Origin of the sequence: Nodosilinea sp. P-1105, from assembly GCF_012911975.1 — a bacterium.
Lineage (GTDB): Bacteria > Cyanobacteriota > Cyanobacteriia > Phormidesmidales > Phormidesmidaceae > Nodosilinea.
On record NZ_SMDQ01000006.1, the window covers coordinates 98,287 to 112,086 of the forward strand.

16 protein-coding genes are annotated in these 13,800 nt (G+C 51.4%); all 16 read left to right on the plus strand.

What is annotated here, in order from left to right:
* Nucleotides 1-18 precede the first annotated feature (18 nt).
* The 16 genes from E1H13_RS04510 (at nucleotide 19) to murB (ending at nucleotide 13,799) form a co-directional block, all read left to right on the plus strand.
* A complete protein-coding gene (locus E1H13_RS04510) occupies nucleotides 19-447 on the plus strand; it encodes a hypothetical protein (RefSeq protein WP_169612212.1) in 429 nt (142 codons plus the stop codon).
* A gap of 236 nt (nucleotides 448-683) precedes the next feature.
* Nucleotides 684-1,415 carry a Uma2 family endonuclease gene (locus E1H13_RS04515; protein WP_169612213.1) on the plus strand — a complete coding sequence of 244 codons (732 nt, stop codon included), beginning with the start codon at nucleotides 684-686 and terminating at the stop codon, nucleotides 1,413-1,415.
* A 69-nt stretch (nucleotides 1,416-1,484) separates the two neighbouring features.
* Nucleotides 1,485-2,282 (plus strand): Uma2 family endonuclease, encoded by a 798-nt coding sequence (locus tag E1H13_RS04520; RefSeq protein ID WP_169612214.1) that lies wholly within the window; start codon nucleotides 1,485-1,487, stop codon nucleotides 2,280-2,282.
* On the plus strand, nucleotides 2,283-2,411 hold the full coding sequence (locus tag E1H13_RS27640) for a hypothetical protein (protein WP_256378488.1): 129 nt from the start codon (nucleotides 2,283-2,285) through the stop codon (nucleotides 2,409-2,411).
* Nucleotides 2,402-2,701: a nucleotidyltransferase domain-containing protein gene (locus E1H13_RS27175; RefSeq protein ID WP_169612215.1), complete on the plus strand. Its 300-nt coding sequence runs from the start codon at nucleotides 2,402-2,404 to the stop codon at nucleotides 2,699-2,701. The genes E1H13_RS27640 and E1H13_RS27175 overlap by 10 nt, the downstream gene beginning before the upstream one ends.
* A 106-nt stretch (nucleotides 2,702-2,807) precedes the next feature.
* Entirely contained in the window at nucleotides 2,808-3,077 is a 270-nt protein-coding gene (locus E1H13_RS04530; RefSeq protein ID WP_169612216.1) for a type II toxin-antitoxin system VapB family antitoxin, read from the plus strand.
* Nucleotides 3,077-3,499, plus strand: coding sequence for a type II toxin-antitoxin system VapC family toxin (locus E1H13_RS04535; protein ID WP_169612217.1), 423 nt, complete (start codon nucleotides 3,077-3,079; stop codon nucleotides 3,497-3,499). Before E1H13_RS04530 ends, E1H13_RS04535 begins: the two co-directional genes overlap by 1 nt.
* Before the next feature lie 228 nt (nucleotides 3,500-3,727).
* Nucleotides 3,728-4,066, plus strand: a complete 339-nt coding sequence (locus E1H13_RS28265; protein ID WP_206070026.1) for a hypothetical protein — start codon at nucleotides 3,728-3,730, stop codon at nucleotides 4,064-4,066.
* Nucleotides 4,067-4,423: 357 nt separating this feature from the next.
* On the plus strand, nucleotides 4,424-4,693 hold the full coding sequence (locus E1H13_RS04545) for a DUF2281 domain-containing protein (protein WP_206070028.1): 270 nt from the start codon (nucleotides 4,424-4,426) through the stop codon (nucleotides 4,691-4,693).
* Nucleotides 4,677-5,063, plus strand: coding sequence for a type II toxin-antitoxin system VapC family toxin (locus E1H13_RS04550; protein WP_169612219.1), 387 nt, complete (start codon nucleotides 4,677-4,679; stop codon nucleotides 5,061-5,063). Before E1H13_RS04545 ends, E1H13_RS04550 begins: the two co-directional genes overlap by 17 nt.
* An 866-nt stretch (nucleotides 5,064-5,929) precedes the next feature.
* A complete protein-coding gene (locus tag E1H13_RS27885) occupies nucleotides 5,930-6,175 on the plus strand; it encodes a DUF2442 domain-containing protein (RefSeq protein ID WP_169612220.1) in 246 nt (81 codons plus the stop codon).
* A 152-nt stretch (nucleotides 6,176-6,327) separates the two neighbouring features.
* The gene (locus tag E1H13_RS04565; RefSeq protein ID WP_169612249.1) at nucleotides 6,328-7,293 is read left to right on the plus strand and encodes an NAD-dependent epimerase; all 966 of its coding nucleotides are present in this window, start codon (nucleotides 6,328-6,330) and stop codon (nucleotides 7,291-7,293) included.
* 8 nt (nucleotides 7,294-7,301) lie between these two features.
* The gene (locus tag E1H13_RS04570) at nucleotides 7,302-9,194 is read left to right on the plus strand and encodes a nucleoside-diphosphate sugar epimerase/dehydratase (RefSeq protein WP_169612221.1); all 1,893 of its coding nucleotides are present in this window, start codon (nucleotides 7,302-7,304) and stop codon (nucleotides 9,192-9,194) included.
* 12 nt (nucleotides 9,195-9,206) lie between these two features.
* Nucleotides 9,207-11,036, plus strand: a complete 1,830-nt coding sequence (locus E1H13_RS04575; protein WP_206070032.1) for an ABC transporter ATP-binding protein — start codon at nucleotides 9,207-9,209, stop codon at nucleotides 11,034-11,036.
* 56 nt (nucleotides 11,037-11,092) lie between these two features.
* On the plus strand, nucleotides 11,093-12,841 hold the full coding sequence (locus tag E1H13_RS04580) for an asparagine synthase-related protein (RefSeq protein WP_169612222.1): 1,749 nt from the start codon (nucleotides 11,093-11,095) through the stop codon (nucleotides 12,839-12,841).
* A gap of 79 nt (nucleotides 12,842-12,920) precedes the next feature.
* Nucleotides 12,921-13,799: a UDP-N-acetylmuramate dehydrogenase gene (murB, locus tag E1H13_RS04585; RefSeq protein ID WP_169612223.1), complete on the plus strand. Its 879-nt coding sequence runs from the start codon at nucleotides 12,921-12,923 to the stop codon at nucleotides 13,797-13,799.
* The last annotated feature ends 1 nt before the right edge of the window (nucleotide 13,800 follow it).

Genomic DNA, 13,800 nt, shown 5'->3' on the forward strand with positions numbered 1-13,800 from the left:
TAGTTTCTGGATAGACCTGTGACTCAACGACGACAGCGTAACCGCAAGCGATCGCAGCGACGGGCTATCTACTGCCCCGTCCACGGCACCTGCCTGACCAGCGTCAGCCAAAAGCACCCCCTCTATGCCAGCAAAGCGGAACAGTTGCAGCAGCGGGGCTATAACCGCAAGCGCGCCCTGACCGTCATCGCCGGTTACGGCACCATTCCCTTAGTCGGGGAATGGCTGGAGGCCTTTTGGTGTGAAGACTGTCAAGAAAGTCGGTGGTACCATGTGCGCAAATCTGAGGGCAACGTTTACCAGGTAACCCTAGCCCCCGAGCACCTGTGGCTGCACGCCAGCGGGGTGATCTTGCCGACAGGTAACCCGTCTGCCGGAGAATTCACCCGCCGCCAGGCCCGGCAAACCCAATTCAATGGCATCAAAGATTTTCGTCGCATTGGCTAAACCTGATATACCATAAGGCGCAACTGCTCAAACGAACTTTACACAACTCGACGGTTCTTCAAAGACCCTTTATCCTAAATACTTGACTTTTGCGAAGCGGGCTTCGATGGTCGTTACGATCTCAGTCTCTTCCCCGTAGCCCCACCCAGGGGCCGTATGACAGAAGGAGTGTGCTTAATCGGTTTAGCGGTGGCGGATGTTAACGTATCCCTATCACGTATCCCTATGGTGAGCCTATGGTCAGCCTGCCCCTGGATATTGCCCTGCCCCCCACCCAGGATGACTTGCCCTGTGATGATGGGGTGCCCATGGAAACCCAGCGCCACAAGCTGCAGATGGACCTGCTGATTGAAACCCTGCAACCCTGGTTGGCAGGTCGCCCTGACGGCTATGTCGGTGGCAATATGTTCTTGTACTACAGCCTGGCCCAGGTGCGAAATCAGGACTTTATGGGACCCGATATGTTTGCGGTGGTGGATGTGGCCAAAGGGGAACGCAAAAGTTGGGTCGTCTGGGAAGAGGGCAAAGGGCCAGATGTGGTAGTCGAGCTGTTGTCGAGTAGCACGGCCCAGGCCGACAAAACCAGCAAAAAGCGACTCTATGAACAGCAGGTGCGGGTGCCCGAGTACGTTTGGTTTGACCCGTTTAACCCGGATGATTGGGCTGGGTTTCGGTTGGTTGGCGGTCGTTACGAACCGCTGGAGCTCAACGAAACTGGGCTGCTACCCAGTCAGCAACTGGGACTAGGACTAGGTCAGTGGTCAGGTCGGTATCAAGGGGTTGAGGCAGTCTGGTTGCGGTGGGCTACGGCATCGGGACAGTGGTTGCCGACCCAGCAAGACTTATTGGATCAAGAGCGTCAGCGAGCCGACCAGGAGCGTCAGCGAGCCGACCAAGAGCGTCAGCGAGCTGACCAATTGGCGGCCCGGTTAAGCGCTATGGGCATTGATCCCAATGAAGCCCAATGAAAAAAAACATAAGCTTAAAAATACCTAAGATAGAGCTATCGGATTCTGAAGCTGCGCGCTGGCCCAACCATGTACCAATCCTCCCCGCCATTGCCACCCAGGCAGGTGCTGCCGACGATGTACGATCTGCCCAGCGAAGTACCAGGGGAGCCAGGATTGCCTGATGAATTTCATCTGTTGCAGCCAGAGCTACTGCGGCTGACCTTTCGCCCCCCCGCCTATGTTACCGACGAGGTGTTTACCGCCAGTGACCTGAACCTCTACTACGATCCCCGGCATCCCCAGTGGTATAAGCGCCCGGATTGGTTTGGGGTGTTGGGGGTACCCCGGCTCTATGAGGGGCAAGATCTACGCCTAAGCTATGTCACCTGGCAGGAGGGGACGCCCCCCTTTGTGGTGGTGGAGCTGCTGTCCCCAGGGACGGAAAAGGAAGATTTGGGTCGCAGCTTACGGGAGGCCAGTCAGCCCCCTAACAAGTGGACGGTGTATGAGCAGGTGTTGCGGGTGCCCTATTATTTTGTGTTTAACCGCTATACCAATCAGTTTCAGGCCTTTGGTTTGATGATCACCGAATATCAGCCCCTGGAGCCCGATCAGCGGGGGGTGTGGCTAAAGGAGGCTGAGCTGGGCCTGGGTCTGTGGCAGGGGCGCTATCAGGGGGTGGAGAGACAGTGGCTGCGATGGTATGACGAGGGGGGCAACTGGCTGTTGACCCCCACAGAGCAAGAGCAACAGCGGGCCGAGCAAGAAAGGCAACGGGCCGAGCAAGAAAGGCAACGGGCCGAGCAAGAAAGGCAGCGGGCTGAGGCCGCAGAGCAGGAAAATGTGCGGCTGAGGGAACGGCTACGGCAAGCCGGTCTTGATTAGATGGCCCGTAAGTTTGACCCCGATTTGGCCGCCCTGTTTGTCCAGAACTATGGGGAAGTTCAACCCTATGGGATTGAACGGGTGGGGCTGGCCCCCGAGTGGCTCTTGGAGGTGCCCCCGTGCGGTTAGAGGCCGATCTGGTGCCTCGCCTGGTGGCGGAACTGCGGCAGGTGTATGGGGCCGATGCAGAGGTGTGGTTGTTTGGCTCGCGGGTGGATGATCAGGCCCGGGGCGGGGACATCGATTTGTATGTGGAAACGGCGGATGATAGCCATTGCCTCGATCGCTACTTGGAGTCTCGCCAGCGATTGTTTCGGTTGTTTGGCGATCGCAAGGTTGATCTAATTGTGCGATCGCGCCAACGTCCGCCCTCCCCGATCGAGCGCATTGCCCGCAAGACTGGCCTAAAGCTGAGCTAAATCTGGCCGCTAAACTTGGTCAGACGCTGCCGATAGCCGTGATTTAGAATGGAGTTGTTTCATCGAGTCGTGATTGGCACGCATTACTGTTTTTGGTCATGATCCTATGGAAGCTAAACGACTGATTTTAGAAACTGATGGGGCTGGTAACCTGAAGCAGTTGCCTAAGCTGCCGCCTAACCAGCGGATTGAAGCTATCTTTTTGCTGTTGCCAACTCAAGAGAAGACGCAAAATTCCTATGAGGTCAATCACTTAGCAAAACCTACTGTCGAGGAAATCATGGCTCTGGCTCGGCAATTTGCTGAGTTACCAGAATTAGATAGCCGCAGTACTGATGAAATTCTGGGCTATGACGAATACGGATTACCTCAGTAATGGTTCAAGTGGTTGTGGTAGATACCTCGGCTTTGATAGCGCTTCTACTTCAAGAATCTGAAGCTGAGCAAATTGCAGGGATCTTGTCTATGGCTAGGACGATACGCATCACTGCTCCTAATTTACTGGAGACTGCAATTGTGGCAATAACCAGACGGGGAGAGAAAGGCTATGACCAGTTGCAGGCAATGCTCAAGCGTTTAGAGGTTGAAGTTGTTGCTTGTGATGGCGCTCTTGTAGAAATAGCGATTCAAGCCTGGCAGCAGTACGGAAAAGGCCGCCATCCTGCCGGATTAAATTTTGGTGATTGCTTTTCCTATGCCCTCGCTAAGCAGCAGTCTACCCCTTTACTATTCAAGGGTGAAGATTTTTCGCAGACTGACCTCTTGTCAGCTTTAGATTTACCTATGCCTGGAAGCTAGATCAGCCAGTGCGATCGCGCCAGCGACCCCCCTCCCCGATCGAGCGCATTGCCCGCAAGACTGGCCTAAAGCTGAGCTAAATCTGACCGCTAAACTTGGTCAGACGCTGCCGATAGCCGTGATTTAGAATGGAGTTGTTTCGTCGACAGACCTGGATCAACTTTCTATCGCTGCTACCAGCGACTAGCTTTAGCCTGTTAGTGGTGTCCATTGCTTTTCTGAGGTTCTATGATGCAGCCGACTTCACCCTCCTCGGATACGTCACCCATCCCAGACAATGGAGTAACCGACTTACAGTGGCCGCCCTCGTGGTGGCGCTGGTTAATTTTTGCGTTGAGTGGGACCGTCGAAATCGAGAAACAAGCCGCCTTGCAAGCGCAGAGGCACAGGCAGCAGCTGATCGAGCAGCAGCAGTACAACGAAGAGCTGAGGAGGAGCAACGAAGAGCTGAGGAGGAGCAACGAAGAGCTGAGGAAAGCTCACGAGCTGCGGATGAGCGAGCTGAGGAAAGAGAACGAGCGGCTCGCCGAGCTAGAGTCGAAGTTGAACGAGATCTGGCATTCCTGAGCTTTTTGGCAGACCCCTCGGATGAGAACCGTCGAAAGTTAACCCAAACAATTGCTGTATTGGATCAATACCGTGACAGCCTTTGAAGGAGGACTTATCCCTGTAGATTAGGTAGAACGCAGCGGAACCCAACAGGCCAGGTGCTGGTATGACGGAAATTTTGCCCCATGAGGAGTGTTGGGCGTTGAAGGATGTGTCTTTTGAGGTGAAGCGGGGAGACCGGATTGGCATTTGCGCCAGCGACCCCCCTCCCCGATCGAGCGCATTGCCCGCAAGACTGGCCTAAAGCTGAGCTAAATCTGACCATGGTCTATAAATTAAGATATTTTTAGCCCTTATAGGCTGGCGAGTTTTATTATGTCTTCAGAGTCTTCTTTACAGGGGGTGGCCATGTCACCAGTGATTGAATCTATTGTACAAACCTTGCGGGCACTCTCTCCTGAGTGTCAGCAAGAGGTGTTAGACTTTGCAGATTTTTTGGCACAGAAGAGTGGCAAGGTAGTGATTCGTGATGTCCCTAAACAACGGACTTTAGGTTTACACGAGGGAAAAGGGTGGCTAAGCGACGACTTCAATGATCCGTTGCCAGATGATTTTTGGCTAGGTAATCATGAATCTGTTGCTTGACACCCATGTTGCAATTTGGCAGACCATTAGCCCACAAAAATTATCTGAACAAGTAAGAGAGCTTTTATTAGATGAATCAAATATCTGGCATCTAAGCCTAGCAAGCATCTGGGAAATGCAAATAAAATTACAGCTTGGAAAGTTACGACTAGATATGCCTCTTCCGGAAATGCTCAGAGATTTGCAAGTCAAGAATGATTTACGATTCTTGTTTATTTCTCTAGAGCATATCTATGCTTTAGAAAATTTACCTCATATTCATCGGGATCCTTTTGATCGAATGCTAATTGCCCAAGCAGCAGCTGAGAAGATGCCCATCATCAGCATTGATTCTGCTTTTAATGGATATGATGTTCAACGTTTGTGGTAATTCCCCGAAATACAGTCCTTATCTTTCGTTGTTACCTGGGCGGGTGCTGAATGGAAGTAGCCGCAATGATATGACCGCGATCGCGCCAGCAGCCCCAATACAGCAGGCTTTCCCTCCCCTCCCACGGAGGGGTGCCCGGAGGGCGGGGTGGGTTCTTCGGGCTTGCTTGACCCACCCCTACCTACTTCGACAAGCTCAGCACAGGCCTCCCAGGAGGGGATGCCGATACCTGACACCCTCAGCAACGGTGGTTATATTTCTGCCAGGCAGTACTAGCCTTCACTCTACCCACCCACTCACCTTCATACTCAAACTGCCTAAAAGACGCCCTTCTCAAGAGCCCTCGTCAAGCATCTTTTCGGTGCTGCAGCGCCAACGCCCGCCATCCCCGATCGAGCGCATTGCCCGCAAGACTGGCCTAAAGCTGAGTTAATGGGTAATAGGCCCAGCGATTCACGGCGATATTATCAATTGCAATATAATTTAGGGTAAGAGAAGAGTCACAAGTGCCGACGCTGTTAAATCAAGATGGGTTTAAGTTTTTCTTTTACGCAAACGAGCATGGGTGCATCCCACTTTTGCAAGTTGGCCCTCATCCCCCAGCCCCTTCTCCCAAAATGGGAGAAGGGGGGCCGGATTCAAAGTCCCTCTCCCGCTCTGGGAGAGGGATTTAGGGTGAGGGCTGCAAAACTGGGATGCACTCAACGAGCATGAGCCAAAACATATCCATGTTACGAAGGGCGAAGACTACGCCAAGATAGAACTAGGAACACTGAAAGTTACAGCTAACTTCATGAAACCGAAGTAGCTTAAGAAAGCTCTTCAAATTGTTCAACAAAACCAAGGCATGTTTGAGGACAAGTGGGATGAATGGTTCAGTCAGAGGTAAATCGGTTCATTTCGATGATTGCCATCTTCATGTCGAGTTGCAAGATGGACGAATTATTTCTACCCCGATGTCCTGGTATCCTGAGCTGCAGAGGTCAACGCTGAGTCAGCTTAAAAACTCTATATTTATTTGCCGTGGAACTGGTATTGAGTGGCCAGAGATTGATTACCATCTAAGTATTGAAAGTATGTTGGTGATAGACGTAGAAAAATCGGTAGCCTGATAAAAATCAGCGTTTACTCCATAACCTGGGCAAACGCTACATCATTGGTCACCAGCAGTAAAAGGAGCGCTATACGGCACTGTGGGATGTGATTGCTCACAATGCCCGGTCATCCCTTTCTAAGACTTGCCGCTGCACTAGCTTTCACTATGATTGAATCGATTCTTGTCACCGGGGCAGCGGGCTTTATTGGCTTTCATGTCTGTCAAAAGCTGCTGCATCTGGGCTACCCAGTCGTGGGCGTTGACAATCTCAACCCCTACTATGACCCCAGCCTAAAGCAGGCCCGGTTAGACCAATTATTGCCCCAGCCCAACTTCAGCTTTCAAAAGCTGGATATAGCCGACCGGGACGCCATGGCAGCTCTGATCGCCCAGACCCAGCCGCAGGTGGTGATCCACCTGGCGGCCCAGGCGGGGGTGCGCTATTCCCTGGAAAATCCCCATGTCTATGGCGAGAGCAACGTCATGGGTTTTCTAAACCTGTTAGAAGGCTGCCGCCATTACCCGGTGCGGCATCTGGTTTATGCGTCGTCGAGTTCGGTGTATGGCGCCAATACCAAGGTGCCCTTTGCGGTGGACGATCCGGTGGAGCAGCCGATCAGCCTGTATGCGGCCACCAAGCGGGCCAATGAGCTAATGGCTTACACCTACAGCCATTTGTACAGTATCCCAACCACGGGGCTGCGATTTTTTACGGTCTATGGGCCGTGGGGTCGGCCGGATATGGCCTATTTTTCGTTTACTCGGGCGATTTTGGCAGGGCAGCCGATTAAGGTGTTTAACCATGGCCAGATGCGCCGAGACTTTACTTACATTGACGATATTGTGGCGGGGGTGTTGGGGGTAATGGACCGTCCCCCCACTGGAGACGTGCCCCCCCACCGGCTGTACAACATTGGCAATAATCAACCGGTCAGCCTAATGGACTTTATTTCTACCCTAGAGACTTGCCTGGGGACAACGGCGAAAAAAGAGTTTTTGCCGATGCAGCCGGGGGATTTGCCAGAAACCTTTGCCGATATTGACGACCTGGTCCGAGACACGGGGTTTAAGCCCAACACGCCACTGGCCACTGGCTTAGCCGCATTTGTGGACTGGTACTGCAACTACGTTTGATGGAACCTATGGGTGCTCTTCGTAAAATTGCTCAGCTGCCCCGCTGGGCAAAGCGATGCATTGTTAAGCTGGCCGATGGGGTGGTAATCACCATTGCCCTGTTTGTGGCCCTCAGTCTGGCTGCCGCTACGGTGCTATCACCGGCTCAGTTTTTTGCCCTGTGGCCTTTAATTGTGGCCAGCCTGTTGATTAAAACCCTGGTGTTTCATCTGATGGGGCTGCATCGGCGGGTATTGCGATACATCAGCCCAGCCTTTCTGCTCACTACTCTAACAGCCGTGCTGGCCAGCACCCTGGCCCTAGGTTGCTTATCACTGGTGGTGCCGTTTCAGGGCTTTTCGTTTCAGGCCTGGATGAATGACGCGGTCTGGACTTTTGCGCTAATTGTTGGCGTGCGGTTTTTGGCCCACCAACTGGTGTACGCCCTGCCCCAGCAACGGCAGGCCAAGCCGCTGATCATCTATGGGGCTGGGGCCGCTGGGTTTCAGTTGGCCCAGGCCCTGTATCGCGGCAGGGAATTTCGGGTGGTGGCTTTTGTGGATGATAACCCCCAATTGCAGGCCAACTTAGTCTATGGGGTGATGGTGTATAGCCCGGCCCTGTTACCCCGGTTGGTCAGCACCTACCAGGTGGACACCTTACTGCTGGCGATGCCATCGGTGTCGCGCCAGAAGCAGGCGGCGATTGTGCAATCCCTGGCCCTGTTGCCGGTATCGGTGCAAACGGTGCCCAGCTTGGAAGAAATTGTCTCTGGCCGCCGCCAGATCAGTCAGTTATGTCCTGTCAACCCTGAGGAGTTGCTGCGCCGGGCTGAAGTGCTGCCCGATCAGGCGCTGCTCGATCGCGATATTAACCACAAGGTGGTGCTGGTGACCGGGGCAGGGGGCTCCATTGGGTCTGAGCTGTGCCGTCAAATTGCCGCCCAGGGGCCTGCGTGCCTGGTGCTCTATGAGCTGAATGAGTTTGCCCTCTACAAAATCGATCTGGAGCTGCGGGAAACGTTTCCTGACCTGGTTTGTGTCGCTTGTTTGGGCTCGGTGACCGATCCAGCTTACCTGGCCTGGGTGCTGGATCAGCATGGGGTGCAGACAATTTACCATGCGGCGGCCTATAAGCATGTGCCGCTGGTGGAGCACAATGTGGCCCCGGCGATTCTGAATAATATTTACGGTACCCAGGTGGTGGTGCAGGCGGCGCAACAGGCGAAGGTCGGGACCTTTGTGCTGATTTCCACAGACAAGGCGGTGCGCCCTACCAATGTGATGGGGGCGTCTAAGCGGGTGGCGGAATTGGTGGTGCAGGCGGCGGCGTCAGGGTCCCATACCCGGTTTAGTATTGTCCGGTTTGGCAATGTGTTGGGCAGTACGGGGTCGGTGATTCCCCGCTTTCGGGAGCAGATTGAGGCTGGGAAGGCGCTAACGGTTACCCATCGGGAGATCACCCGCTATTTTATGTCGATTCCTGAGGCGGCTCGGTTGGTGATTCAGGCGGGTAGCCTGGGCCAGGGGGGAGAGGTGTTTTTGCTGGATATGGGGGAGCCGGTGCGGATTTATGACCTGGCCCGGCAGATGATTCAGCTGAGTGGGTTAAGGCCGGATGTGGATATTCCGATTGAAATTACCGGGTTGCGTCCGGGGGAAAAGCTGTATGAGGAGCTGTTGATCGATCGCAGTCAGGCCAAGCCGACCCAACATCCAAAAATTTTCATGGGGCAGGAGCGGGGGACCACAGCGAGTTTTCTGGGGTTGCATTTAGATGGCTTGTTGCGGGCGGCCCGACAGCAGGATGAGGCCAAGGTGAAGCATCACCTGCGGGCGTTGGTGCCTGAATATCAGCCGAAACCAGCGGTGACGCCGTTGCCCCTGGGGGGGCCGATGTTGTTGCCGGCATCGTCGTCCTGAATCATCAAAATTATGACAAAAAAGCAAACACCCAGCTCCAAGGCCGCTAATGCTCTGATCGCAGATCTCGTCCGGCTCTACCACCATCTGCCTCGCCGTCGCCGGGTTCAACTGCTGGCCCTTTTGGCGTTGCTGGTGGTGAGTTCTGTAAGCGAGATGGTGACGGTGGGGGCGATCTTTCCGTTTTTGTCGGCGTTGGGCAATGCCCAGGGGTTGTTGGCAGCGCCCCGGTGGCAGCCGTTGTGGGGCTTGTTGCAGGTTGATACTCCCCAGCGGTTGGTGTTGGTGCTGGCGTTGGGGTTTATTGTGGCGCTGGGGGTGGCGAATGGGTTGCGGTTATTGGCGCTGCAGATGCGCTATCGGCTGGCGGCGGCTATCGCCGCTGATGTCAGCAGTCGGGTGTATTACACGACCCTGTATCAGCCCTATAACTTCCATGTGCGGCAAAACAGCAGCGATCTGATTCAGACGGTTACGCTGGATACTGATCGGCTCACAACTAATATTTTGCTGCCGGTTCTAGAATTTCTGGCAAACGCCCTCTTGGCACCAGCGTTAATCGTTACTTTGATGCTGATTGATTGGCAAGTGGCGATCGGGGCAGCGTTGATTTTGGGCACAGCCTACACCGTTATTTTTCGGATGCGGCAGCGGTTGTTAAAGCGCAACAGCGCTCGTTTTTCCCAGGCGGGGCAGCACAAGGTGAAGGTGGTGCAGGAGGGGATCGGCGGTATTCGGGAGGTGTTGCTGGATCACGCTCAGCCCTTTTTCTATGAGGCTTATCAGCGGGATGAGCAGCGGCTGCGGCGGGCACAAGTCACCAACAAGATTATTGCCCAGTCTCCGATCTATGTGATTGAGTTTATTGCCCTGGGCTCCATAGCCCTACTAGCCTTGAGTTTGGGGCAGGGGGATGACTTTAGCCAGGCGGTGCCGGTGCTGGGTAGTTTGGCCCTGGGGGCGAAGCGGTTAGTACCGGCTTTGCAGAAATTGTTTGCCAGTTTAGCGACAATTCAGGGGGCACGGGCTTCGTTAACCCGGGTATTGGTAGCGCTGGATCGTTCGATTGATCCGTTGTTGCTGGTGCCGACGCCCACCCCGCTGGGCTTGGAGCAAGAACTGCGGTTGGATGGGGTGTGGTTTCGCTATGGCGAGGAAAGTGACTGGGTGCTGCGGGGGCTGGAGTTAACCCTGGCGGCGAAGACGACCGTGGCCTTTGTGGGCAGTACGGGCAGTGGCAAGAGTACGACGGCGGATTTGATTTTGGGCCTGTTGCAACCCCAGCAGGGGCAGATTTGGGTGGATGGGATGCCCCTGGCCGGGGAGCGGTTGCGGCAATGGCAGGGGGCGGTGGCCCATGTGCCCCAGCACATTTACCTGAGCGATAGCACCCTGGCAGAGAATATTGCCTTTGGCCTTCCAGAAAAAGAGATTGATTTTAACCAGGTGCGGCGGGCGGCGAAGCTGGCACAGATTGACGGGTTTATTGAGGGGTTGCCAGCGGGGTATGAGACCTATGTGGGGGAGCGGGGAATTCGGCTGAGTGGGGGACAGCGGCAGCGGATTGGCATTGCCCGGGCGCTATATAAGCAAGGGGTGTCGGTGATTGTGTTTGATGAGGCCACCAGTGCGCTGGATAATGCCACGGAGCGGGAGGTGATGGCGGCGATTGAGGGGTTGAGTGGGGAGTTTACGATTATTTTGATTGCCCATCGGTTGAGTACGGTGGAGCGGTGTGATTTGGTGGTGGAGTTGAGGGAGGGACAGGTGGTGGCTCAGGGGAGTTACGGGGAGTTGATGGCGCGATCGGTGAGTTTTCAGCAGATGTCAGGGGTTGGCTAAAGGTAAGCAGGATCGCTACTTCAAAAGGTCGTTTTTCATATGATGAATATTCACAAATGACGCAATCTTTATCGATTAAAGAATGGCCTCCTCTGTCAATCACTCAGAGACAAGATGACTTACTCTTAAGTCCTTGCTCATATAAAGATGCGAAATATATATCTTTTAAGGATATCGATAATAAACATGAGGGAGCACTGGTAGAAGTTGTTCATATTGGACACTTTACTTTGGATGAAAAACCCTTTCTACAAACAATCAAAAGTGATAAATATAAAGACTTCTGGCTTTCTGAGCAGGCTCTTACCCGACTAGCTCTTTCCCTTTCGGGATGGGGTTGCTTGATAGTCATAAATCAACAGCAGAGCAAGATATACGTTCTAACTGATAAGATGGGGAGCTTACCAGTTTTTTATACTAAAACTGTTAAGGGTGTTTTTATTGATTGGGATCAAGACTACTTGGCCTTAAAATTGAACATCTCAGAATTTGACTATATATCTCTATCTGAAGTGTTGCTGCGAGGCTCAGTTACTCCTCCATATACTCTCTACAAAGACATTCAAGTCTTAAGACCAGCAACAATTTTAACCATAGATGGTAGAACTCATCAAATGAGCTTCCAGGAATACTGGAAGCCAGCATTTAAATCTGGTAGTTTCAAAAGTCTTGACGCAGCAGCAACGGTGGTAGCGGAGGCAATTCAAACTTCTGTCAATAAATTTTCAAGTTCTGGTATTCGAATAGATTGTTTACTTAGTGGTGGTCTCGATTCAAGAGTTTTGCTGCCACTTATCTCACAAAATGCTCTCACCCAACCTAGTGCTTATACCGTTTTCTCAGAAAGTAATCTTTGGAGTCAAAGAGAGTTGAAAGTTGCAAAACAGCTAGCAAAGCATTTTGGGATAGAGCACTATACATTAAAGCGAACCGTAGAAAGTCTTAGGAAAAGTTTTTATCACGGAGCACTAACTTGTGGAGGCAGTCACAACCTGCGACATTGTTACCTGGGAGGATTTGACGATTTCTCAAGATATAATTTTGAAGATCAATCTTTTTTGATGACTGCATGTTATGCAGATCTCTTGTTTAAGATGCAAAATCCAAAAGCAAAAGAGATCAAATCTTCGAATATAAATCTGAACTGGTTTTCTCATCGATATAACTCTGGGAATAAATATATCAATTTTTTGATTGATGAGCGTCTTCTAAAATTCGCTACCGAAAGAGAATTGGATGAGTCCTTATTGAAAACAGAAGAGGGGAGAGCGCATATAGCTATGCAACGCTGTCGCCCTATTTATGGACTCAGAACTTTTGCATTTAGAAGGCATCTGATGTCAACTCGAAAACTGGTACTTCCTTTGCTAGAAAATGAGGTCCTTGATGTTTGGCAAATGATTGGAGATAAACGAGGGAAAAATCTATGGGTAGAGATTATTAAGAAAATAGATACGAGTCTTCTAAGTTTTCCAGATTCAAATACAGGACTCTATCCCGATGTTTATCATCCTTTAGGCTTTCGAGATAAAATTAAATCAAAGGGTTCTAAAATAGTAAAGAAAATAAATTCCATATATTTCAATAAAATAAGTGATCGAAAAAAACCAATAAGCAGTTGGGATGATTCCGAGACTCTTTTGAATTTCAAAGAAGAAATTCGAGAAAACTCATTTTCAAAAGAGTTAGCAAAAGAGCTAGATATCAAAGGTGTTGTGGATTTTCGTTTCTGGACTAGGTTGATGTCTATTCAAGAATGGATAGATGAGAGGCCAGAAAAAACTAGGGACGTCAAGCCTTTTTGACGAATTTTATAGATGTCCACTATAGACATCTATATAGTCATCTGCTTTTCTTCAAATCTATTTTTCACTATGTTAAGAAATGCTTGAAGGTTTAAAAACTCAAATCCATCTATCTACCTTTACAACTTGGAAAATAGGTGGGTTCGCCCAATATCTAGTTGAACCCAATTTATATGAGTCGATAGAAGCTGTCAGGTGGGCTGATAATAATAAACTAAGTGTTTACTTTCTGGGTAACGGCTCTAACATATTGATCGATGATACTGGATTACCTGGCTTAGTCATCGTTACCCGAAATTCCTTAATGGGCTTACGCCGAGAAGCAGATTATATCATTGCCGAAAGTGGAGTATTTTTACCGCACCTATCAAAGTTTGCAGCCCGAGAAGGGTTTTCAGGCTTTGAGTTTTTGATCGGCATTCCTGGTACTGTTGGTGGGGCAATAGCCATGAATGCTGGCCTAACCGTATTTCGTCCCCGTGAAATGACAGCTATTGTCCAGGATTTTGACGTGCTTAACTTGGATGGCAGCATTGAAACGCTGACGATGGACGATGTTAATGCCGAGTATCGCCACACTGATTTATTAGATGGCAAGCGGCTAATTTTGCAAGCCCGTTTTCGTTTAGACGAAGCAGGCGATCCCACTGAAATTAAGCGCAATACCTTTGAGCATCTGGCTGAGCGTAAGCGTAAGCAACCCCTCGACAAACCGACCGCAGGCAGTACATTTAAGTCACCACCGGGCAGTAAGGGGGCCGGATGGTATATTGAGCAGTCGGGACTAAAGGGTTTTCAGGTAGGTGGTGCCAGAGTGAGTCCAGTTCATGCCAACTGGATTGAAAATTTAGGTAGTGCCACAGCGGCAGATGTTCGTAATTTGATAGATCATATTCAAGCCACAGTAGATAAGCGAATGAGTATTAGCCTAGAGCCTGAAGTTATTTTCCTAAGCTGAC